The organism is Allobosea sp. FG18, from assembly GCF_057809495.1.
The window spans coordinates 142835-163552 of the sequence record NZ_JBMDKB010000015.1 but is presented as its reverse complement, the minus strand read 5'-3'; the positions used below and the strand labels follow the sequence as shown (position 1 = coordinate 163552).

The 20718-nt window shown below is 67.1% G+C and carries 18 protein-coding genes; 10 read left to right on the top strand and 8 right to left on the bottom strand.

Going from position 1 to position 20718, the window contains the following annotated elements; genetic code table 11:
* Window positions 1-150: 150 nt before the first annotated feature.
* Both ACODTJ_RS17615 and ACODTJ_RS17610 read right to left on the bottom strand, forming a co-directional pair.
* Window positions 151-912: a L,D-transpeptidase gene (locus tag ACODTJ_RS17615; protein WP_454657749.1), complete on the bottom strand. Its 762-nt coding sequence runs from the start codon at window positions 910-912 to the stop codon at window positions 151-153.
* Window positions 913-1106: 194 nt separating this feature from the next.
* Window positions 1107-2513 carry an MATE family efflux transporter gene (locus ACODTJ_RS17610; protein ID WP_454657748.1) on the bottom strand — a complete coding sequence of 469 codons (1407 nt, stop codon included), beginning with the start codon at window positions 2511-2513 and terminating at the stop codon, window positions 1107-1109.
* Window positions 2514-2657: 144 nt separating this feature from the next.
* Here ACODTJ_RS17610 and ACODTJ_RS17605 point away from each other — a divergent pair, with 144 nt between their 5' ends.
* The 10 genes from ACODTJ_RS17605 to ACODTJ_RS17560 all read left to right on the top strand — a co-directional run bounded on the left by ACODTJ_RS17605 (window position 2658) and on the right by ACODTJ_RS17560 (window position 13468).
* Window positions 2658-3887, top strand: coding sequence for a M20 family metallo-hydrolase (locus ACODTJ_RS17605; protein WP_488849540.1), 1230 nt, complete (start codon window positions 2658-2660; stop codon window positions 3885-3887).
* Window positions 3888-3898: 11 nt separating this feature from the next.
* On the top strand, window positions 3899-5311 hold the full coding sequence (locus tag ACODTJ_RS17600; RefSeq protein ID WP_454657746.1) for an amidase: 1413 nt from the start codon (window positions 3899-3901) through the stop codon (window positions 5309-5311).
* A gap of 215 nt (window positions 5312-5526) precedes the next feature.
* Window positions 5527-7122: an ABC transporter substrate-binding protein gene (locus tag ACODTJ_RS17595; RefSeq protein WP_454657745.1), complete on the top strand. Its 1596-nt coding sequence runs from the start codon at window positions 5527-5529 to the stop codon at window positions 7120-7122.
* 134 nt (window positions 7123-7256) lie between these two features.
* Window positions 7257-8198, top strand: a complete 942-nt coding sequence (locus tag ACODTJ_RS17590) for an ABC transporter permease (protein ID WP_454657744.1) — start codon at window positions 7257-7259, stop codon at window positions 8196-8198.
* Between the two features lie 50 nt (window positions 8199-8248).
* On the top strand, window positions 8249-9091 hold the full coding sequence (locus ACODTJ_RS17585) for an ABC transporter permease (RefSeq protein ID WP_454659022.1): 843 nt from the start codon (window positions 8249-8251) through the stop codon (window positions 9089-9091).
* 113 nt (window positions 9092-9204) lie between these two features.
* Window positions 9205-10140: an N-carbamoyl-D-amino-acid hydrolase gene (locus ACODTJ_RS17580; RefSeq protein WP_454657743.1), complete on the top strand. Its 936-nt coding sequence runs from the start codon at window positions 9205-9207 to the stop codon at window positions 10138-10140.
* A 22-nt stretch (window positions 10141-10162) separates the two neighbouring features.
* Window positions 10163-11326, top strand: a complete 1164-nt coding sequence (locus ACODTJ_RS17575; protein ID WP_454657742.1) for an amidohydrolase/deacetylase family metallohydrolase — start codon at window positions 10163-10165, stop codon at window positions 11324-11326.
* Window positions 11327-11332: 6 nt separating this feature from the next.
* The gene (locus ACODTJ_RS17570) at window positions 11333-11842 is read left to right on the top strand and encodes a GNAT family N-acetyltransferase (protein WP_454657741.1); all 510 of its coding nucleotides are present in this window, start codon (window positions 11333-11335) and stop codon (window positions 11840-11842) included.
* Between the two features lie 49 nt (window positions 11843-11891).
* Window positions 11892-12350, top strand: coding sequence for a RidA family protein (locus tag ACODTJ_RS17565; protein WP_454657740.1), 459 nt, complete (start codon window positions 11892-11894; stop codon window positions 12348-12350).
* Window positions 12347-13468, top strand: coding sequence for an alanine racemase (locus ACODTJ_RS17560; RefSeq protein WP_454657739.1), 1122 nt, complete (start codon window positions 12347-12349; stop codon window positions 13466-13468). Before ACODTJ_RS17565 ends, ACODTJ_RS17560 begins: the two co-directional genes overlap by 4 nt.
* A gap of 109 nt (window positions 13469-13577) precedes the next feature.
* Here ACODTJ_RS17560 and ACODTJ_RS17555 read toward each other — a convergent pair whose 3' ends face one another.
* The 6 genes from ACODTJ_RS17555 to ACODTJ_RS17530 form a co-directional block, all read right to left on the bottom strand.
* Window positions 13578-14192, bottom strand: a complete 615-nt coding sequence (locus ACODTJ_RS17555) for a hypothetical protein (RefSeq protein WP_454657738.1) — start codon at window positions 14190-14192, stop codon at window positions 13578-13580.
* An 83-nt stretch (window positions 14193-14275) separates the two neighbouring features.
* Window positions 14276-15004 (bottom strand): DUF1028 domain-containing protein, encoded by a 729-nt coding sequence (locus tag ACODTJ_RS17550; RefSeq protein WP_454657737.1) that lies wholly within the window; start codon window positions 15002-15004, stop codon window positions 14276-14278.
* Window positions 15005-15166: 162 nt separating this feature from the next.
* Window positions 15167-16966 (bottom strand): gamma-glutamyltransferase family protein, encoded by a 1800-nt coding sequence (locus tag ACODTJ_RS17545; RefSeq protein WP_454657736.1) that lies wholly within the window; start codon window positions 16964-16966, stop codon window positions 15167-15169.
* Window positions 16967-16983: 17 nt separating this feature from the next.
* Window positions 16984-17865 (bottom strand): ABC transporter permease, encoded by an 882-nt coding sequence (locus ACODTJ_RS17540; RefSeq protein WP_454657735.1) that lies wholly within the window; start codon window positions 17863-17865, stop codon window positions 16984-16986.
* Window positions 17865-18809 carry an ABC transporter permease gene (locus ACODTJ_RS17535; RefSeq protein WP_454657734.1) on the bottom strand — a complete coding sequence of 315 codons (945 nt, stop codon included), beginning with the start codon at window positions 18807-18809 and terminating at the stop codon, window positions 17865-17867. The genes ACODTJ_RS17540 and ACODTJ_RS17535 overlap by 1 nt, the downstream gene beginning before the upstream one ends.
* Window positions 18810-18954: 145 nt before the next feature.
* Window positions 18955-20460, bottom strand: a complete 1506-nt coding sequence (locus ACODTJ_RS17530; RefSeq protein ID WP_488849539.1) for an ABC transporter substrate-binding protein — start codon at window positions 20458-20460, stop codon at window positions 18955-18957.
* Between the last annotated feature and the right edge of the window lie 258 nt (window positions 20461-20718).

Below are 20718 nucleotides of genomic sequence, written 5' to 3'. Positions count from 1 at the left end.
TGTGAATACGAGACAGGCGCGGTTGCGCCGCCCAACGAGAAGTGGGATCGGCCTGTGACGGTATCAAGGCGGTGCCCCCGGGAAACGCATCGGCCCGAAAGGTGTGTTCCACCTTTCGGGCCGATGCGATGATAGAATGTCAGGTCAGCGTCAGATGCTGCCGAAGTCGTCGTCCGGCGGGGGCATCTCGTCGACCTCGGGCGGCGCCTGCAGGGTGCCGCGGTTCAGCACCACCACCGTCGTGCCGCTCGGGACGCGGTTGTAGAGGTCGATGATGTCCTGGTTGAACAGGCGGATGCAGCCCGACGACACCGACTTGCCGATCGACCACGGCTCGGAGGTGCCATGGATGCGGTAGAGCGTGTCGCGGCCGCCCTGGTAGAGATAGAGTGCGCGGGCGCCGAGCGGGTTCTCGATGCCGCCGGCCATGCCGCCGGCCCAGGGGCGGTTCCGCTCCGGCTCGCGGGCGATCATCGCTGGGGTCGGGGTCCAGCGCGGCCACTGCGCCTTGCGGGCAACCGTGGCGCGGCCGCGCCAGGACATGCCCTGCTTGCCGACGCCGATGCCATAGCGGACGGCGCGACCGCCCTCCATCACGAGATAGAGGTAGCGGGCGTCGGTGTCGATAACGATCGTGCCGGGCTGCTCGCGGGTCTGGTACGAGACGATGCGGCGCAGGAACTGCGGCTCGACCTCGGAGAGATCCGTTGCGGGCAGCGGATGCTTCTCATCCGGCCGCTCGCCATACATCGACAGATACTCGGCGCTGATATGCGGGCTCTGATACGCGGCGGCCTCGATAGGCTGCTGGCGCTGGCTGACGCAGGCGGCGAGGAAAAGCGGGCTGAGCGCCGCGAAGACGCGGCGGGTCGGCCGGGCGAGGGGAGAGACGGGCGGACGGACGGGGGACATCGACGGACAACTCGGCTTTATAGGCATGAATGAACGGCGGAACGGCGCGGTGGTTCCATGCGCCGTTGATGACCTCCGTTCAAGGTGGCCGAGATGGCCTTGGGGTGAACAGGAGATGGCCAAATTGTGTCGGCGTAACGCTGTTGCCGTTCGGCAACAGGCGGGCGAGCTGCTCGGGCGAACCTGCTCGCGGCTCAGGTTGCTTCGTGTAGTCCCCATTTGAGCAGGCCCAGCCTTTCGCGGGCCCACCAGCGCCAGAGCATCATCACGGAGACGACCGTGAGCCCGATCGCCAGCCCGATCCAGATGCCGCGGCCGGCCAGAGGCGTGAGAAAGCCCAATGCGGCCGAAAGCGGCAGCCCGATGCCCCAGTAACCGATGCCGGCGAGGATCATCGGCAGGCGCGTGTCGCCGAGCCCGCGCAGGATCGAGGAGCCGATCACCTGTGCGCCATCGACGATCTGGAACACGGCGGCGTAGAATAGGAAGAGCATCGCCAGCTCGGCGACCGCTTCCGCGCCGGGCTTGGAGCGGTCGAGGAAGGGCGCGACCAGCCATTCCGGCACGACCGCCATCAGCAGGGCCGTAAATGTCATGAAGCTCAGCGCGAGGATCAGGGCCATCGTGCCGGCTCTGCGGATGCCCTCCTTGTCGCCGGCGCCGAAAGCGCGGCCGACACGGACCGTACCGGCCTGGCCGATGCCGAGGGGCACCATGAAGGTCAGCGAGGCGATCTGGATCGCGATGGCGTGGGCCGCCAGCGAGGATGCGCCGATCAGCCCCATCAGGAAGGCCGCGCCGTTGAAGATCATCACCTCGAAGGCAAGCGTCAGGCCGATCGGCAGGCCGAGGCGCCAGAAGGCGCGGTAGCGCGGCCAGTCGGGCACCCAGAAGCGGCCGAGCAGATGATAGCGCCGGAAGCGCCTGTCGAGCGAGACGACGAGCGCAAGCCCCGTGAACATCAGCGCCGATGACAGGGCCGTCGCCAGTCCCGAGCCGGGCAGGCCGAGCGCCGGGAAGCCGAGCCGCCCAAACATCAGGCACCAGTTGGCGAAGGCATTGAACACCAGCGCGAACAGCACGACGAGGAAGGCCCAGCGCGGCCGCAGGAGCGCGGCGACGAAGCCACGCAGGCACAAATAGAGGAAGAAGGGCAGCAGCCCCCATTGCAGCGTGTGGACATAGGACCCCGCGGCCTTCGAGAGGGCGGGGTCCTGCCCCATCGCCCTCAGGATGAACTCGGCCTGCCAGAGGAAGAGCCACATCGGCCCGACCATGGTGGCCGCGGCCCAGAAGCCCTGCCGGACCGTGCGACGCAGGTCGCGCACCGCATGCCTGTTGCGGCCGAGCTCGATCGCGATCATCGGCGAGACCGCGCCCATCACGCCGATGCCGAAGATCAGGACGGCATTGTAGAGATTGGTGCCGAGCGCGCCGGCCGCCAGCGCGTCCGGGCCGAGATGGCCCATCATGATGACGTCGGTCGCCGTCATCGCCGTCTGCGCGACATTGGTCAGCACCATCGGCCAGCTCAGGGCCAGCATGGCGCGCGCCTCGGTGAGCCAGGAGTGATGCGGACGGGATTCGGCGATCTCGGACATGGGGCGCCGCTTCTACCGCCGATCGGAGCATCGAAACAGCCGGTGCCACGCGCTCCACCGTCCGGAGCCGATGCGCTGGACGCGGGTCGACAAGCGCCGCCGCGGTCTGCATCTTGCCTCGCAGACGATGGAGGGCCTGAGGCGATGAGCACCAATCTGAGGATCGACGGCGCGAGGCTGACCTCGCGGCTGGCAGAACTCTCGAAGATCGGCGCCACGCCGGAAGGCGGCTGCCGGCGCCTCGCCCTGACCGACGAGGACAGGCAGGGGCGCGACTGGCTCGTCGCCCAGATGAAGGCGCTCGGCCTCGATACCCGCGTCGACGCCATCGGCAATATCGTCGGCATCCTCAAGGGGCAGGAGAGCGGCCCGGCCGTCATCATGGGCTCGCATATCGACACGGTCGGCACCGGCGGGCGCTTCGACGGTGCGCTCGGCGTCGTCGCGGGCGTCGAGGTTCTCGCGGCTTTGCGCGATGCCGGCCTGACGCCGAAGCGCGACATGGCGGTGATCGCCTTCACCAACGAGGAGGGCGCGCGCTTCCACCCCGACATGCTCGGCTCCTATGTCTGGGCCGGTGGCATGAGTGTCGAGGCGGCGCACAGGGAGGTCGATTCCGACGGCATCGGGCTCGGCGCCGAACTGAAGCGCATCGGTTATGAGGGCGCGGAGAAGCCGGGCTTCCTGCCGGCGCACGCTTATATCGAGATGCATATCGAGCAGGGGCCGATCCTTGAGAACGAAGGCGGCGGGCTCGGCGCGGTCACCGGCATCCAGGGCATCTGCTGGCTGGAACTGACTCTGAAGGGCCGCCCGAGCCACGCCGGCACGACGCCGATGGCCTATCGCAAGGACCCCGGCCTTGCCGCCGCGCGCATCAATATCTTCGCCAACGAACTGACCAAGACCATCCCCAACCAGCTCGCCAATAGCGGCGTCATCCGCGTCCAGCCCGGCAACGTCAACGTCGTGCCCGAGACGGTGGTGATGACGCTCGACCTGCGCAACCCGCTCGATGCGCCGCTGGCTCAGGCAGAGGCGGCGGTGCGAGCCTTCTGCGCCGAACTCGCCGAGCGCGACGGCATCGAGATCTCCTTCCGCGACCTCGCCCGCTTCCCCGCGACGCCCTTCGCCGAGGAGATCATTGCCGAGGTCGAGCGCAGCGCCGGCGAGTTCGGCTTGGCCGTCCGCCGCATGATCTCCGGCGCGGGCCACGACGCGCAGATGATGGCGCGGCTCTGCCCGACGGCGATGGTGTTCATCCCCTCGATCGGTGGTCTCTCGCACAATCCGGCCGAGTTCAGCACCGATGACGACATGGTCGCCGGCGCCAACATCCTACTCACCACCGCCTGGCGCGTCGCCAACGCCTGAGAGGTCCCCGTATGTCGTCGATCGCCTCGCTTTCCGCCGCCGAACTCGGCCCGCTCTACGCCAGCAAGCAGCTGTCTCCCGTCGAGGTCGCGAAGGACACGCTCGCCCGCATCGAGCGCTTCGAGCCCGCGGTCAACGCCTTCGCGGTTCGCGACGAGGCGTTGACGCTCGCCATGGCCGAGGCCTCGCAGGCACGCTGGCTGAACGGCGAGGCGATCGGCCCGCTCGACGGCGTGCCGGTGACGATCAAGGACAATCTCGGCGTCGCGGGCTGGTCGATGCAGCGCGGCTCGGCCATCGCCTCCGACGCGCCCTTCGCCGAGGATTCGCCGATCACCGCGCGTTTGCGCGAGGCCGGAACTGTCTTCCTCGGCAAGACCACCATGCCGGAATATGGCTGGAAGGGCGTCGGCGATTCCCCGCTGACCGGTATAACCCGCAATCCCTGGAACACCGGCACGGGGCCGGGCGGCTCCTCCTCCGGCGCCGCGGTCTGCGCCGCGCTGAATCTCGGCTGTCTCCATATGGGTACGGACGGGGCAGGCTCGATCCGTATCCCCGCCGCCTTCACCGGCGTCGTCGGCCTGAAGCCGAGCTATGGCCGCGTGCCGGCCTGGCCGATCTCGGTCATGGGTTTCCTCGCCCATCTCGGGCCGCTGACCCGTACCGTCACGGATACCGCGCTCGCGATGAAGGTGATCGGGCAGCCCGACGCGCGCGACATGACCGCGCTGACGGACCGCCCGCCGGATTATGTCGACGGGCTCAAGGGCAGCATGCGGGGCCTGCGCGTCGCCTGGTCGCCGCGTCTCGGCCAGGACGTGACCGTCGATCCCGAGATCGCCGCCCTGACGGCCGCCGCCGCGCAGGCCTTCGCCGAACTCGGCGCGACGGTGGAGGAGGTCGATCCCGGCTTCGATGATCCCATCGAGATTCTGATGACGCTCTGGTCCTCCGGCGCGGCGCTGGCCTTGAAGAGCATCGATACGGCCGGCCGCAAGCAGATGGACCCGGGCCTCGTCGCGGTGGCCGAGCAGGGCGAGCGCATCCCGGCCTCGGCCTATGTCGACGCGCTCCTGAACCGGCGCAATGCGCTGGCCTATCGGATGGCGCAGTTCCACCAGCGCTACGACCTGCTGCTGACGCCGACCCTGCCGCTGCCGGCCTTCGCGGTCGGGCGCGATACGCCCGAACATGGCGCTTATGGCGACGACTGGACGCGCTGGACCCCCTTCACCTACCCGTTCAACATCACCGAGCAGCCGGCGGTCTCGGTGCCTTGCGGCCTGACGAACGCAGGGCTGCCCGCGGGCCTCCAGATCGTCGGGGCCTTCGGCAAGGATGCGCTCGTGCTGCGGGCGGCGGCGGCCTTCGAACAGGCGCGGCCCTTCGCGCGGGTCGATGAGCCGGTCAAACCGATTTAGGCGCGAATATTTTTCGCTTTTCCCGGAACGGGCCGAAAAAGCCCGTCCGGAGCCGAAACACCGGGTTCTCCCCCCGGAAGTTCCGTCTGGCACGAACCGTGCAGGCGGTTGGACAGCCCTGATCGGGTGCTGAGGCGTGTTGTCAGGCGGAGTTTTTCTGCCCAAACTCGCGCCAAGGCAGCCCGTTCAGAGGCGCCGCTTCAGGGGAGAGCATGATGGATCGCAGGACGTTTCTGAAATCCGCGACGGGCGCCGGCATGGCTGCCGCGACCGGCGGGCTGGCGATGCCGGCCCTCGCGCAAAGTCCAACCAAGACGCTACGCTTCGTACCGCAGGCCAATCTCGCCAATTTCGACCCGATCTGGGGAACGCAATACGTCGTCCGCAACGCCGCGGCGCTGGTCTGGGACACGCTCTATGGCATCGATTCCAAATTCCAGCCGCAGCGCCAGATGGTCGAGAGCGAGGAAGTCTCCTCCGACGGCCTGAACTGGACCTTCAAGCTGCGCTCCGGCCTCAAGTTCCATGACGGCACGCCGGTCACCTCCAAGGACGTGGTCGCCAGCCTCGTGCGCTGGTCGGCGCGCGATCCGATGGGCCTGATGCTCCGGGCCATACAGGTAGAGCTCGCGCCCGTCGATGAGCTGACCTGGAAATGGTCGCTGAAGCAGCCCTTCCCGAAGATGCTGCTGGCGCTGGCCAAGAACAACGCGCCCTGTTCCTTCGTGATGCCCGAGCGCATCGCCAAGACCGACCCGTTCACGCAGATTACCGAATATATCGGCTCCGGGCCGATGAAGTTCATGCGCAGCGACTGGGTGCCGGGCGCCAAGGCGGTGTTCGAGAAATTCGCGGACTACAAGCCCCGCTCGGAGAAGGCGGACTGGCTCGCCGGCGGCAAGAACATCCTCGTCGACCGGATCGAATGGGTGATCATGCCCGATCCGGCGACGGCCGCTGCCGCCCTCCAGAACGGCGAGGTCGACTGGTGGGAGACCCCGCTCGCCGATCTCGTGCCGGTGCTGAAGGGCCACAAGGATATCAATGTCGATATCGGCGATCCCCTGGGCAATGTCGGCGCCTTCCGCATGAACCACCTGTTCCCGCCCTTCAACAACGTGAAGGTGCGCCAGGCGGTACTGACGGCGCTGAACCAGGAAGACTACATGCGCGCCGTCGTCGGCGATGACGACAAGCTCTGGAAGCCGCTGCCGGGCTTCTTCACCCCGGGCACGCCGCTCTACACCGAGGAAGGCGGCGACATCCTCAAGAAGCGCAATGTCGCCGAAGCCAAGAAGCTCCTCGCCGAGGCCGGCTACAAGGGCGAGCCGGTGGTCTGCGTCGTCGCGCAGGACATGGCCGCGACCAAGTCGATGGGCGACGTCACCGCCTCGCTGCTCAAGAGCATCGGCATGAACGTCGACTTCGTCGCCACCGACTGGGGCACGGTCGGTTCCCGCCGCGCCCAGAAGACGCCTCCGGGCCAGGGCGGCTGGAGCATGTTCCACACCTGGCACGCCGGCGCCGACTGCACCAATCCCGCCGCCTACACAGCGATTCGCGCCAATGGCGACAAGGCCTGGTTCGGCTGGCCGGACGTGCCTTCGGTCGAGACCGAGGTGACCAACTGGTTCAACGCCAAAGACCTCGCCGAGGAGAAGGCGGCACTGGCCCGGCTCAACAAGGCGGCGGTCGAGAACGTCGTCTTCGCGCCGACGGGCTTCTACCTCAGCTATCAGGCCTGGCGGAAGAACGTCACCGGCGTGGTCAGCGGGCCGCTGCCGTTCTTCTGGGACGTCAAGAAGGGCTGATCGCCTCGCGCGGAGCGGCAAGGCCGCTCCGCCTTTGCGGAGTCCGCTCGGCTCTGCTGCCTCGCTTCGTCGCGACCTGGAAGAAGTCCGGGCCGCGGCTCCTGGATTCGCCGTGAACGAGGTCCGACTGCCCTATGCTTGCTTTCGTCGTCAGGCGCATCGTCACGACCATCCCCGTGATGGCCTTCGTGGCGCTGTTCGTCTTTTCGTTGCTCTATGTCGCGCCCGGCGATCCCGCCGCCATCATCGCCGGTGACCAGGCGTCGCCGGCCGATGTCGAGCGCATCCGCGCCAGCCTCGGCCTGGACCGACCCTATCTGGTCCGTTTCGCCGAATGGTCCTTCCGCGTGATCCAGGGCGATCTCGGCACCTCGATCTTCACCAACCTCCCGGTGACGCAGCTCATCGCGCAGCGCATCGAGCCGACGCTCTCCCTGATGGTGTTGACGCTGATCTTCGCCGTCGTGGTCGCCGTGCCGATGGGCGTGGTCGCGGCCTGGAAGGCTGGAAGCTGGGTCGACAAGGCGGCGATGGGCTTCGCCGTGCTCGGCTTCTCGGTCCCGGTCTTCGTCGTCGGCTACCTGCTCGCCTATTTCTTCGCGCTCAAGCTCGACTGGCTGCCGGTGCAGGGCTACACGCCGTTCTCGCAGGGCTTCTGGCCCTGGCTCAGGAACCTGATCCTGCCGGCCGTCACGCTCGGCCTCGTCTATATCGCGCTGATCGCCCGCATCACCCGCGCCACCATGCTCGAGGTGCTGCAGCAGGACTATGTCCGCACCGCCCAGGCCAAGGGCGTGACGCAGAAGGACGTGCTCTTCCTGCATTCGCTGAAGAACGCCGCGGTGCCGATCGTCACCATCATCGGCATCGGCATCGCGCTCTTGATCGGCGGCGCCGTCGTCACCGAGAGCGTCTTCGCCATTCCCGGCCTCGGCCGGCTCACGGTCGATGCCATCCTGCGGCGCGACTACCCCGTCATCCAGGGCGTCGTGCTCATGTTCAGCCTGGTCTACGTGCTCGTGAACCTGCTGATCGACCTGACCTATACCCTCGTCGACCCGAGGATCCGCTATTGACCGCTTCATCGACCCTCGCGGCGCCTGCCGCCGAACCGGCAAAGGCTGAACTGAGCCGCGCCGCCCGCTTCCGCCGCTATCTGCGTCGCCATCCTTCGGTGGCGATCGGCGGCGGGCTCCTGATCCTGATGGCGCTGATCGGCATTTTCGCGCCGCTGCTCTGGACCACCGACCCGACCGCGATCGCGCCGTCGCGGCGTACCCGCGTACCGTCCGAGCTCTACTGGTTCGGCACCGACATGCTCGGCCGCGACGTTTATTCCCGCGTGGTCTACGGCGCTCGCGTGTCGCTGCTCGTCGGCTTCAGCGTCGCGGTCCTGTCCTCGATCATCGGGCTCACCATCGGCCTCTTCGCCGGCTTCGTGCGCTGGGCCGACGGCATCATCATGCGCATCATCGACGGCATGATGTCGATCCCGCCGATCCTGCTCGCCATCGCCCTGATGGCGCTGACCCGCGGCTCGATCCAGAACGTCATCATCGCCATCACCGTCGCCGAGATTCCGCGCGTGGCGCGCCTCGTGCGCGGCGTCGTGCTGTCCTTGCGCGAACAGCCCTATGTCGAGGCGGCGGTGGCCAACGGTGCGCGCGTGCCGCGCATCATCTGGCGCCATATCCTGCCCAACACCTTCGCGCCGATGAGCGTCCAGGCGACCTATATCTGCGCCAGCGCCATGATCGTCGAGGCGATCCTGTCCTTCATCGGCGCGGGCGTGCCGCCGGCGACGCCATCCTGGGGCAACATCATGGCCGAGGGCAGGGCGCTCTGGCAGGTCCGGCCGCACATCATCCTGTTCCCGGCCGTGTTCCTCTCGATCACCGTGCTCGCGGTCAACCTGCTCGGCGACGGCCTGCGCGACTCGCTCGATCCGCGGCTCGCCAAGACTCTCTGAGGGCTTGCCCCGCAGCTGGGACAACCCACGCCCCGCATTGCCGGCGCTTGACGCGCCGGCTCAGTGCTTGAAAGCCTTGCCCTTGAGGGTGAACCTCATCCGGAGCCTATGACGTGACCCGAATCCTGACCGTCGCCGCCGCCCAGCTCGGCCCCATCCAGCGCGATGAGAGCCGCGCCTCGGCGGTTGCCCGCATGATCGAGCTGATGCGGCAGGCGAAGAGCCACGGCGCCGATCTCGTCGTCTACCCGGAAGCTGCGCTCACCGCCTTCTTCCCGCATTGGTGGATTGACGACGAAGCCGAGATCGACAGCCATTTCGAAAGCGCCATGCCCTCGAACGAGACGGCGCCGCTCTTCGAGGAGAGCAAGCGCCTCGGCATCGGCTTCCACCTCGGCTATTGCGAGCTCGCCTTCGAGCAGGGCCGCAAGCGCCGCTTCAACACCGCGATCCTCGTCGACAAGTCTGGCGCGATCGTCGGCAAGTACCGCAAAATCCATCTGCCGGGCCATCCGGAGCACCGCCCCGCCGCACCCTTCCAGAACCTGGAGAAGCGCTATTTCGAGACCGGCGAGCTCGGCTGGCCGGTCTGGCGGACGATGGACGCCAATATCGGCATGATGATCTGCAACGACCGCCGCTGGCCGGAGAGCTATCGCTCGATGGGCCTGCAGGATGTCGAGCTGATCGTGCTCGGCTACAACACGCCCAAGCACAATCCGCCGGCCCCGGACCATGACCGGCTCGGCAATTTCCACAATCAGCTCGTGATGCAGGCCGGCGCCTACCAGAACGCCACCTGGGTCGTCGGCGTCGCCAAGGCGGGGCTGGAGGCCGGCGTCGACCAGATCGGCGGTTCCTGCATCATCGCGCCCACCGGCGAAGTGGTGGCGCAGGCCGTGACCGAGGGCGATGAACTCGTCGTCGCCCGTTGCGACATGGACCTCGGCAAGAGCTACAAGGCCTCGACCTTCAATTTCGCCCGGCATCGCGAGCCTCAGGCCTACGGCCTGATCGTCGAGCGCAAGGGCGCCGTCTCCCCGATTTGATCAGCCTCCAGAGGACAAAAAAGTGACCCACGATCTCATCCTGAAGGGCGGTCGCGTCATCGACCCCTCCCAGAAGCATGACGGCATCCTCGATGTCGCCTTCACGGACGGCAAGGTGTCCGGCTTCGGCAAGGACCTGAAGGGCGCCAAGGAGATCCGCGACGTCTCCGGCTACATCGTCTCGCCCGGCCTGATCGACCTGCACACCCATGTCTACTGGGGCGGCACCTCGCTCGGCATCGACGCCGACGAGTTCTGCCGGCTCTCCGGTGTCACCACCTCGGTCGATACCGGCTCGGCCGGCCCCGGCAACTGGCCGGGCTTCCGCAAGCATGTCATCGAGCAGAGCCAGGCCCGCATCCTCGCCTATCTCCACGTCTCGCATGCCGGCATCTACGGCTTCGACCACCGCGTCATGGTCGGCGAGAGCGGCGACCTGCGCCTGATGAACCCGATCGACTGCGCCGAGGTCGCCGACAAGAACCGCGACCTGATCGTCGGCATCAAGGTCCGCGTCGGCCTGCATGCTTCCGGTACGTCCGGCACCGTGCCGCTGAACATCGCGCTGCAGGTCGCCAACGAGGTCGGCATGCCCTTGATGTGCCATATCGACCATCCGCCGCCGTCCTATGAGGAAGTCATCGGCATGCTGCGGCCGGGCGACGTGCTGACCCACGCCTTCCGCCCCTTCCCGAACGCGCCCGCGACCGCGCAGGGCACGGTGAAGCCGGAGGTGCTCGCCGCCCGCAAGCGCGGCGTCATCTTCGATATCGGCCACGGCAAGGGCTCGTTCTCGTTCAAGACCACCCGCGCCATGCTCGCCAATGGCTTCGAGCCGGACGTGATCTCGTCTGACGTGCACAAGCTCTGCATCGACGGCCCGGCCTATGACCAGGTCACCACGATGTCGAAATTCCTCTGCATGGGCATGACCCTGAACAACGTCATCGCGGCCTCGACCGTGAATGCCGCCATGGCGCTGAAGCGCCCGGAATACGGTTCGCTCAAGGTCGGTTCGCTCGGCGATGCGACGATCCTGACGGTCAAGGAAGGTAAGTTCGACTATGTCGACGTCGTCGGCGAGCACCTGATCGGCGACCGCAAGATCGCCTCCGAGGGCGTCGTGCTCAAGGGCAAGTGGTGGCACCCGAAGCGGACCAGCAAATTCCCGAAGGGCGCGGCGTAAGCGTTCATGTCCAGTGAAACGGGTTGGCGCCGCATGGCGCCGGCCGACCTGACGGCCGTGATGGCGATCGCGGCCGTCGTGCACCCGGATTATCCCGAGGACGAGGCGGTCTTCGCCGAGCGGCTGCGCCTGGCGCCGGAGGGCTGCCATGTGCTGGCCGGCGAAGATGGCGCGTTGCACGGATATCTCGTCAGCCATCCCTGGCCGGCGGGTACGGTCCCGGCCCTGAATTCCCTGCTCGGCGCCATCCCGGACGATGTCGCGAACTGGTATCTTCACGATCTCGCCTTGCTGCCGGCCGGGCGTGGCAGCGGGGCGGCGGGCGCGATCGTCACCGAGATCGCCCGTCATGCCGCCGAAACCGGGCATACGAGCCTGGCGCTGGTCGCAGTCAACGATTCGACCGGCTTCTGGCGGCGGCAAGGCTTTCGCGAGGTGCATGACCCCGCGCTTGATCGCAAGCTTGCGAGCTATGACGATGCGGCCCGCTATATGCGCCGTGAACTGACGAACTGAGACAGGCCGGTGCGACAGATGCCGGCTGGACTTTGAGGAGAGGAACGCCATGAGCGCCGAAGACAAGCTGAAGGAGCTGGGGCTGACCCTGCCAGACGTGCCGACGCCGGTCGCGACCTATGTCAGCTTCAAGCAGGTCGGCGATATGGTCTATCTCTCGGGCCAGGGGCCGAAGCGGGCCGACGGCACCTATCCGACCGGAAAGGTCGGCGCCGATGTCACGGTCGAGCAGGCTTATGAGCACGCCAAGCAGACCGGCCTCGGGCTGCTCGCGGCGATGAAGAAGGCGGTCGGCTCCCTCGACAAGGTCGAGGTGGTCAAGCTGCTCGGCATGGTCAATGCGGTGCCGGATTTCTCGGATCATCCCAAGGTCATCAATGGCTGCTCGGACCTGTTCGTCGCCGTGCTCGGCGATCGCGGCCGCCATGCCCGCTCGGCCGTCGGCATGGGCTCGCTGCCGAACCGCATGACCGTCGAGATCGAGGTCATCGTGAAGGTGCACCCATGAGCGTCACCGCGACCACCTCCCGCGCCGTCGACCAGCCGGCCGCTACCCCGCTTGCCGCCGAGATCGCCCGCGTCTACGGCACGCCCGCCGTGGTGATCGATCTCGACAAGGTCGATGCCAATATCGCCCGCCTCCAGGCCACTTGCGACGCCGCCGGTCTCGCCAACCGCCCGCATATCAAGACGCACAAGTCGCCCGAGCTGGCCCGCCTCCAGATCGAGGCCGGCGCACGCGGCATTACCTGCCAGAAACTCGGCGAGGCCGAGGTCATGGCCGATGGCGGCATCGACGACATCCTGATCAGTTACAACATCCTCGGCGAGGAGAAGCTGGGGCGTCTGGGAGCACTCCAGCGCCGCGTCCGGATGATCGTCGCCGCCGACAACCCGGTCACCATCTCCGGCCTGCCGCGGGCGGGCGAGATCGCCGGGCGCGACCTCGAAGTCGTCATCGAGTGCGATACCGGCCGCAAGCGCGCCGGCGTCGAGACGCCCGGCGAGGCGGTCGAGCTTGCCAAGATGGTCGCGGCCTCGCCCGGCCTGCGCTTCGCCGGCTTCCTGCTGTACCCGCCGGAGAATGGCTGGGACCGCACGCAGGTCTTCCTCGACACCGCCAATGCGGGCCTGCGCGATGCCGGCCTCAAGGCCGACATCGTCTCGACCGGTGGTTCGCCCAATCTGCCCCATATCGGCAAGCTGAAGGGCTCGACCGAGCACCGCTCGGGCACCTCGATCTTCAACGACCGCATGCAGATCGCGGCCGGCGTGGCGACGCTCGAGGATTGCGCGCTCATGGTCTACGCGACGGTGGTGAGCCGGGCCGGCGCGGACCGCGGCATCCTCGATTCAGGCTCGAAGACGCTGACCAGCGACAAGGGCAATCTCGACGGCCACGGCTATATCCTCGAATACCCGGCCGCGCGGATCGCGCAATTCGCCGAGGAACACGGCTTCCTCGACCTCTCGGCCTCGAACAAGCGCCCGCTGGTCGGCGAGGTCGTGCGTGTGGTGCCGAACCATGTCTGCGTCGTCGTCAACATGGTCGACCGTCTGATCACCGTGCGCGGCGACAAGCTGATCGGTGAACTGCCGGTCGCGGCCCGTGGACGCCTGACCTGAGCCCATCCGTCATGGTCGGGCTTGTCCCGACCATCCACGTCTTCGCTGGTCGAAGGCCGTGATCAAGGACGTGGATGCTCGCCACAAGGGCGAGCATGACGGGCGCGTTTCAATTCTGCAGGACCTTCGATCCCTTGATCGTGACATTGCCGGACGCCTTGGCTTCGAGGCGTCCGGACGCGTTGAGCGCGATATCGCGCCCTTGCAGCTGGACGCTGCCGTCTTTCTTCATGCTCAGCCTGGCATCGCCGCTTTTCAGTGAAGCGGCGTCCGCGCTTTCGATCGCAAGCGTCTTGCCGACATGGACGGCCATGTCCTTCCCGATGCTCATCGCCATGTCCTTGCCGGCCGTGATGGCGAAGTTCTGCCCGCTATCGATATCGCAGCCCACCGCCGCGCTCACGTTGAAGCTCCGTGTTTCGAACGACGCTTCATGACCGCTGCTGACGCGCAGGCGGTTGCCGATGACCATGGTGGCATTGGCGCCTGAGGTCACGGAAAGATTGACCCCGGCCGTCATTGCCATCACCCCGCCCGCGGTCAGGGTCATCACGCTGCCGGCGGTGAAAGCAATGCCCATCCCGCAATTGACGGTCAGCGAACCCGGCGCGTTGATGACGACATTGCCGCCGCGATCCGCCGAGATCGCCTGCAGCAGCGCTGCGACCTGCGCCTCCAGCGTGGCGATGCGCTTCTGGAGGGCTTCGGTATCCGGATCGGCCATCGCATTCTCCGCTCGTCGGCATGACAGAATGACGAAGCGTCAGCCTATCACGCGCCGGGCGCCGCGAGAATGCCGGGCACTGATCAGCTTTCCGGGTGCCGGGCGTTCCAGGCGGCAGCGTATTCCGTGCAGAGCCGGTCGAGCTCGGCCCGGTCGGTGACGCCGGCTGGGCGGCCGCGCGAGGGCGAAGCCTGCTGGAACGGCACCGAGCGCTGATGCGCGACACGCCAGAGCCGCCGCAGCTCCTTCAACGGGTCGGTATGGTCGTCGACGCGGATGTCGAGGCTGGGCACGGGCTCGCCGCTCCAGATGCGGATCGCGGCGGATTGCTTGCCGCGCTTGTCGCCGCCTGCCTTCTCGCCTGCCTCCAGTGCCACCAGCAGGCGCTCGTCGAAGTCGAGCGCCGAGGCGGCGATATAGGCCTTCAGCGTCTGCTGCACGACCTCCGGGCCGGCGAGCATGTTGCCGGCGACCGAGACCTGCGGCCCGTCGACGGCACCGCACCAGTCGATGCAGGCCGCGCCAGTATGAGAAGCGATCTTGCCGTCGCGGTCGATGACGTGGAGCTGGCGATGGGCGCGCCCCTCGTCGGCCGCCGTCAGCGTCGCGATGATCTCGACGGCCGAGCGGCCTTCCTGCAGCAGCCGAAGGCCGTCCACCCCGTAGAGCGGATTGACGAAGGCCTGCGTCGCGATCGCGCCGATCCGCCCGCCGCCATAGGGCACGCGGGCGCCGACGGCGAAGGCGCAGGTCGAGACGGCGACGCCATAGGCGCCGGTCGCGGCGTCGCGGGCGACGATGGACCAGGTCATATGCAGTTCCTCGTTATCAGGTCGATCTCAGTCTTTCTCCGTCATCCCGGACAAGCGGCGAAGCCGCGTTGATCCGGGATCCATCGAAGGGCGTGGCGCTCTACGATGGATTCCGGGTCTGCGCTTCGCTTCGCCCGGAATCACGGCAAAAAACGGCGAAGCTCATCGCCCCGCAGCATAGGCCTGCATCAGACGCGGCGTCGCGGCGGCGCGCAAGAGGCCGTCATCGCTGCGTTCTGCCGCAGTGAGCCGTCCGACCGTCCAGGCCGGCGCCTTCTCCACGGCGTGGCCGCGGCGCTCCAGATCGGCGAGGGCCGCAGCGCCGATGCTCTCCTCGATCATCATATGGCCCGGCCGCGACGAGCGCGGGTAGAAGGAGGAGGGGAAATGCTGCGTGTGGAACAGCGGCAGGTCGATCGCCTCCTGCAGGTTGAGGCCGTGATGCACGCGGCGCAGGAACAGGCCGAGCTGCCATTGCTCCTGCTGGTCGCCGCCCGGCGTGCCGAAGGCGAGGCGGGGCTTGCCGTGCTCGAAGGCGATCGAGGGGGTCAGCGTCGTGCGCGGCCGCTTGCCGGGCGCAAGCGAGGAGGGCAGGCCCTCTTCCAGCCAGAACATCTGGGCGCGCGAATTCAGCGGGAAGCCAAGCTCGGGGATGACCGGCGAGGATTGCAGCCAGCCGCCCGAGGGCGTCGCCGCGATCATGTTGCCCCATTTGTCGATGACGTCGATATGGACGGTGTCGCCCTTGCGCCCAGCCGCGACCATCGAGGCCATCGTCGGCTCGCCGACGCTGGCGCCGCCTTGGGTCGGCTGGGCGATGGCCCCGAGCGCCCTCATCGCATGCGCGACCTGTGCTTCGTAGCCGGAGACGACACCCGGCCGCAGTTCCAGCGAGGCGCGCTCGCCGATCAGCCCGCGCCGCCCGGCCGCGTAATCCTCGGAGAGCAGCGTGGCCAGCGGCACCTTCACGAAATCCGGGTCGCCGTAATAGGCCTCGCGATCGGCGAAGGCGAGCTTCATCGCCTCGACGACATGATGGACGAATTCCGGGCTGGCCGGACCCATCCCGGCGAGGTCGACGCCTTCGAGGATCTTCAGCGTCTGCAGGAAGGCCGGGCCCTGGCCCCAGGGCCCGATCTTGAAGACCTCCCAGCCGTGATAGGTCACCGAGGTCGGCGTCTCGTAGGTCGGCTTGTAGTTCGCCATGTCCTGCGCGGTCAGCAGGCCCTTGTTGCGGCGGCCGGAGGAATCCATCACCTCCTGCGTGCGGCAGAAGCGGTCCATCGCCTCGGCGACGAAGCCCTTGTACCAGGCGTCATAGGCGCCCTGGATCTGCTCCTGGCGGTCGCTGCCCTTGGCTTCCGCCTCGGCGAGGATGCGCTTGTAGGTCTCGGCCGCGGCCTTGTTGGCGAAGAGCTTGCGCGCCTCCGGAACATTGCCGCCCGGCAGGTAGACGTCGCCCGATGTCGCCCACTCGTTGCTGAAGAGGTCGGTCAGCTCGCGGATCGAATCCGAGACGCGCGGCAGCATCGGATGCCCGTTCTCGAAATAGCCGATCGCCGGTTCGAGAACGTCGCGCAGCTTCAGCCGACCATGGTCGCGCAGCAGCGTCATCCAGCCGCCGAAGGCGCCGGGGATGACGGTAGCGAGCAGGCCGGAACCGGGGATCAGGTCGAGACCGAGCGCCTTGTAGGCCGCGATGGTCGCGGCCTGCGGGGCGGGGCCCTGTGCGCAGAGCGTCTCGACCTTCCCGGTTTCAGCCGAATAGAACACGGCGGGCATGTCGCCCGCAGGGCCGACGAGATGCGGCTCCACCACCTGCAGCACGAAGGCCGCGGCGGCGCAGGCGTCGAAGGCGTTGCCGCCCTTTTCCAGCATCGCCATGCCCGAGGCGGTCGCGAGCCAGTGCGTCGAGGTGACGACGCCGAAAGTGCCGAGGATTTCGGGGCGGGTGGTGAACATGGGCGTATCCCTGAAGCCTAGTTTTCTTTCGGGTCGAGCGCGTCGCGCAGGCCGTCGCCGAGCAGGTTGAAGCCGAGCACGGCGAGGAAAATGCAGATGCCCGGCGCTATCGACATCCAGGGCGCCTGCTCCATGAAGTTCTTGGCGACGTTGAGCATCTGTCCCCAGGACGGCGCCGGGGGCTGCTGGCCGAGACCGAGGAAGGAGAGGGCGGCTTCCAGGATGATCGCCTGCGCCATGAACAATGTCGATTGTACCACGATAGGGGACAGGGTGTTGGGCAGGACATGGCGGAACATCAGCCGGAGATCGCGCGCGCCGACAGCCCGCGCACCCTCGACGAAATCCTCCGCCTTGACGCTCATCACCTGGCCGCGGATCAGCCGGATGAAGATCGGTACGGCCGAGAGGCCGATCGCGATCATCGCATTGGTCAGCGACGGGCCGAGCACGGCGGCGAAGGCGATCGCGAGGATCAGGAACGGGCAGGCGAGCAGGGCCTCGGTGACGCGCGAGATCACGATGTCGATCCAGCCGCCATACCAGCCGGCCAGCAGGCCGAAGGGCAGGCCGATCGCCACCGCGATCAGCACCGAGACGATGCCGGCGAGCAGCGAGGCCTGCGCACCGAAGAACAATCGCGAGACCTGATCGCGCCCAAGCTCGTCCGTGCCGAACCAGTACAGTTCCGAGGGGGGCTTTCGGATGGCGAGAAAATTCGACTTGAACGGATCGGCCAATGGCAGCACCGGCGCCAGCACCGCCATCAGCAGGAAGACCAGCACGATGCTGCCGCCGATCAGCGCCGACCTGTTGCGGATCAGCCGGGCGAGCACGCCGGGGCGGGCGCTGACGCCGCTCGCGGCGCCTGTCGAGGAGATGGAATCGAGCGATGCCATCAGCCGGCCCTCAGACGCGGATTGACGAGGACGTACAGGATATCGGCGATGAGGTTCATCAGGATGAAGCCGATGGCCGTGCACAGCACCACGCCCTGCACCACGCCATAGTCGCGGTTGAACACGGCATCGACGATCAGCTTGCCGAATCCGGGGATGGTGAAGACCTGCTCGGTCAGCACCGCGCCCGCCAGCAACTCGCCGAAGAGCAGGGTCGTCAGGGTGATGATCGGCATCAGCGCGTTGCGCAGGGCATGGCGATGCACGACCGCATCTTCGTCCAGCCCCTTGGCGCGGGCGGTACGGACATAGTCCGAGCGCAGCACCTCCAGCATCGCCGAGCGGGTATGGCGCATCAGGAAGGCGGCGAGCCCGTTGCCGAGCACGAAGGCCGGCATGATCAGGCGCTTGATCGCCTCCCACGGGTGCTCGAAGATCGATTCATAGCCCGAGGCCGGCAGCCATTTCAGGTGCACCGAGACCAGCAGGATCAGCATGATCCCGAACCAGAAATTCGGGATCGACAGCCCCGACAGCGCGACCGCGCTGGCGGAGTAGTCGACCACCGTGCCCTTGCGCCGCGCCGCCAGGATGCCGATCGGGATGCCGATGCAGATCGCGACGAGGATCGAGGCCGTGGCGAGCTGGATCGTCACCGGCAGCTTCTGCAGGATCAGGTTGAGCACCGGCTCGCCCGTGCGCAGCGAGCGGCCGAAATCGCCCTGCACGACCTGTCCGAGCCAGGCGAAGAACTGGACGAAGATCGGATCGTCCATCCGGTAGATCTCGCGCAGCCGCGCGATCACCTCGGGGTCGCGTTCCTCGCCGGCGATGACGAGGAAGGGGTCGCCCGGCAGCGCGCGCTGCAGGGCGAAGACGAAGAGCGATACCAGGAACAGCGTCGGGATCGCGATCAGGATGCGGCGGAGGATCAGGGTGAACATGATGCGCTCGAACCTGCTCCGTCATCCCGGATGTAGCGAAGCGGAACTCCGGGATCCATTGTAGAGAACTGCGCTCTACGATGGATCCCGGGTCGACCTTCGGCCGCCCGGGATGACGGCGCGATTGTGAAGCCGAAAGCTCCCCTCACGAGCGCTTCATTCCCGCCAGCCGGATGATGCCGTCGGGATTGATCGCGAAGCCCTGCAGGTTGGAGCGCATCGCGAAGAACACAGTCTGGTTATAGAGATAAACGATCGGCAATTCGTCCTGCAGGATCTTCTGCGCGGCGTCGTAGCGCTTCTTGCGTTCGGCCGGGTCGTAGATCGTGCGGGCTTCGTCCAGCAACTTGTCCACCTCCGCATTGGCGTATTTGCCGTCGTTCTGGTTGCCCTTCGAATGCGCGAAGGGGTGGATGTTGCCGTCCGGGTCGATGCGGCCGGACCAGCCGACGCGGCTCATCTGGAACTTGCCCTGCTGCTGGTCGCGCAGCTGGCTGGCGAATTCGGTCGAGCGGATCTGGATGTCGATGCCGGCTTCCTGCGCCATCGCCTGGATCACCTGGCCGAGCTGGGCGTCGACCGGGTTGTTGGTGACGAAGAGTTCGACCGAGACCTTGGACTGTCCGGCTTCCTTGAGCAGCGCCTTGGCCTTGGCGAGATCGCGGGCGGGAACGGGCAGGTCGGCGCTGACGTAGAAATTGCCGGGGTTGAACGGCTGGTTCGACGGCGCATAGAGCCCCTCGAACACGACCTGGCTCAGCACCTTGCGATCGATCGACAGCGAGAGCGCCTGGCGCACGCGCTTGTCCTTGCCCATCGGCTGGTTGGCGGCCTCGCCATTGTTCGTGTTGATGGTGATGCCCTGGTAGCCGAGATTGGCGATGCTCTCGATCTTCAGGGACTTGTCCGATTGGGCCGATTTCACATCGGTCGGGGCCAGCCGCTCCAGCATGTCGAGCTCGCCCGAGCGCAGATTGGCGAGGCGAACCGTCGTGTCGGGGATCGAGCGATAGAGCACGCGGTCGAAATTGTACTTGTCGGCCTCCCAGTGCTCTTTGAATTTTTCGAGCACGATGCGGTCGTTCTGCACGCGCTCGACGAACTTGTAGGGGCCGGAGCAGACCGGCTTCGCCGCGACATCGCCCGAGAGGGTCTTGGGCGAGAGCATCATGCCGGCGCGGTCGGTGAGCTGCGAGAGTAGCGTCGCGTCCGGGCGCTTCAGCTTCAGCACCAGCGTGGTGGCATCGGGCGCCTCGACGCTCTCGACCGATGCAAGCTCGGCCCTGCGCAGCGAGTCGGGCAGGGTGCGGGCGCGGTCGAGATTGGCCTTGGCAGCCTCGGCGTTGAAGGCCTCGCCATCGTGGAACTTCGCATCGCTACGCAGCTTCATCGTCAGCGTCAGCCCATCGGCCGAGAAATTCCACTCCGTCGCCAGCCGCGGCACCAGCTTCAGCTCCGGCGTGATGTCGACCAGCCGGTCGCACAGCCCCATGAAGACGATGCGGCCGACGAAGGTGCGCGCCTTGTGCGGGTCCAGCATGTCGGGGTCTTCCTGCAGGCCGATGCGCAGGGTGGATGGCGACTGGGCCAGGGCCGGCAACGTCGCGAGTGCGAGCGCGGCAGCGGAGATCGCAACCTTCAAAAGCTTCATGATTTCCCCTCGTTCCGGACGGTTGTCGGCGAACGTTCCCGCCGCGTCGGCAGCGGGTCGTCCTGCTCAATTCGTTCCTTGTGGCACTAACCTGACTCAGAACGAGGCCGGCGTCGATGATGCGCCGCATCAATTCGCAGGCAGCGCTGCCTGCCCTGTGGGCAGGCGCGGCCTGGCGGTAAGCGGGTTCCATGTCCGGGGCGGACATGCACGATGCGGCGATGGCGGTCGCCACCCCTTTCGGCAGGGGCTAGAACG

What these genes read in the sequence shown, in the direction of transcription:
- ACODTJ_RS17555 (WP_454657738.1), bottom strand. Translation starts at nt 14,192, where the DNA reads ATGGCCGATCCGGATACCGAAGCCCTCCAGAAGCGCATCGCCACGCTG.
- ACODTJ_RS17550 (WP_454657737.1), bottom strand. Translation starts at nt 15,004, where the DNA reads ATGACCTGGTCCATCGTCGCCCGCGACGCCGCGACCGGCGCCTATGGC.
- ACODTJ_RS17615 (WP_454657749.1), bottom strand. Translation starts at nt 912, where the DNA reads ATGTCCCCCGTCCGTCCGCCCGTCTCTCCCCTCGCCCGGCCGACCCGC.
- ACODTJ_RS17600 (WP_454657746.1), top strand. Translation starts at nt 3,899, where the DNA reads ATGTCGTCGATCGCCTCGCTTTCCGCCGCCGAACTCGGCCCGCTCTAC.
- ACODTJ_RS17595 (WP_454657745.1), top strand. Translation starts at nt 5,527, where the DNA reads ATGGATCGCAGGACGTTTCTGAAATCCGCGACGGGCGCCGGCATGGCT.
- ACODTJ_RS17610 (WP_454657748.1), bottom strand. Translation starts at nt 2,513, where the DNA reads ATGTCCGAGATCGCCGAATCCCGTCCGCATCACTCCTGGCTCACCGAG.
- ACODTJ_RS17540 (WP_454657735.1), bottom strand. Translation starts at nt 17,865, where the DNA reads ATGGCATCGCTCGATTCCATCTCCTCGACAGGCGCCGCGAGCGGCGTC.
- ACODTJ_RS17535 (WP_454657734.1), bottom strand. Translation starts at nt 18,809, where the DNA reads ATGTTCACCCTGATCCTCCGCCGCATCCTGATCGCGATCCCGACGCTG.
- ACODTJ_RS17605 (WP_488849540.1), top strand. Translation starts at nt 2,658, where the DNA reads ATGAGCACCAATCTGAGGATCGACGGCGCGAGGCTGACCTCGCGGCTG.
- ACODTJ_RS17530 (WP_488849539.1), bottom strand. Translation starts at nt 20,460, where the DNA reads ATGAAGCTTTTGAAGGTTGCGATCTCCGCTGCCGCGCTCGCACTCGCG.
- ACODTJ_RS17570 (WP_454657741.1), top strand. Translation starts at nt 11,333, where the DNA reads ATGTCCAGTGAAACGGGTTGGCGCCGCATGGCGCCGGCCGACCTGACG.
- ACODTJ_RS17565 (WP_454657740.1), top strand. Translation starts at nt 11,892, where the DNA reads ATGAGCGCCGAAGACAAGCTGAAGGAGCTGGGGCTGACCCTGCCAGAC.
- ACODTJ_RS17545 (WP_454657736.1), bottom strand. Translation starts at nt 16,966, where the DNA reads ATGTTCACCACCCGCCCCGAAATCCTCGGCACTTTCGGCGTCGTCACC.
- ACODTJ_RS17590 (WP_454657744.1), top strand. Translation starts at nt 7,257, where the DNA reads ATGCTTGCTTTCGTCGTCAGGCGCATCGTCACGACCATCCCCGTGATG.
- ACODTJ_RS17560 (WP_454657739.1), top strand. Translation starts at nt 12,347, where the DNA reads ATGAGCGTCACCGCGACCACCTCCCGCGCCGTCGACCAGCCGGCCGCT.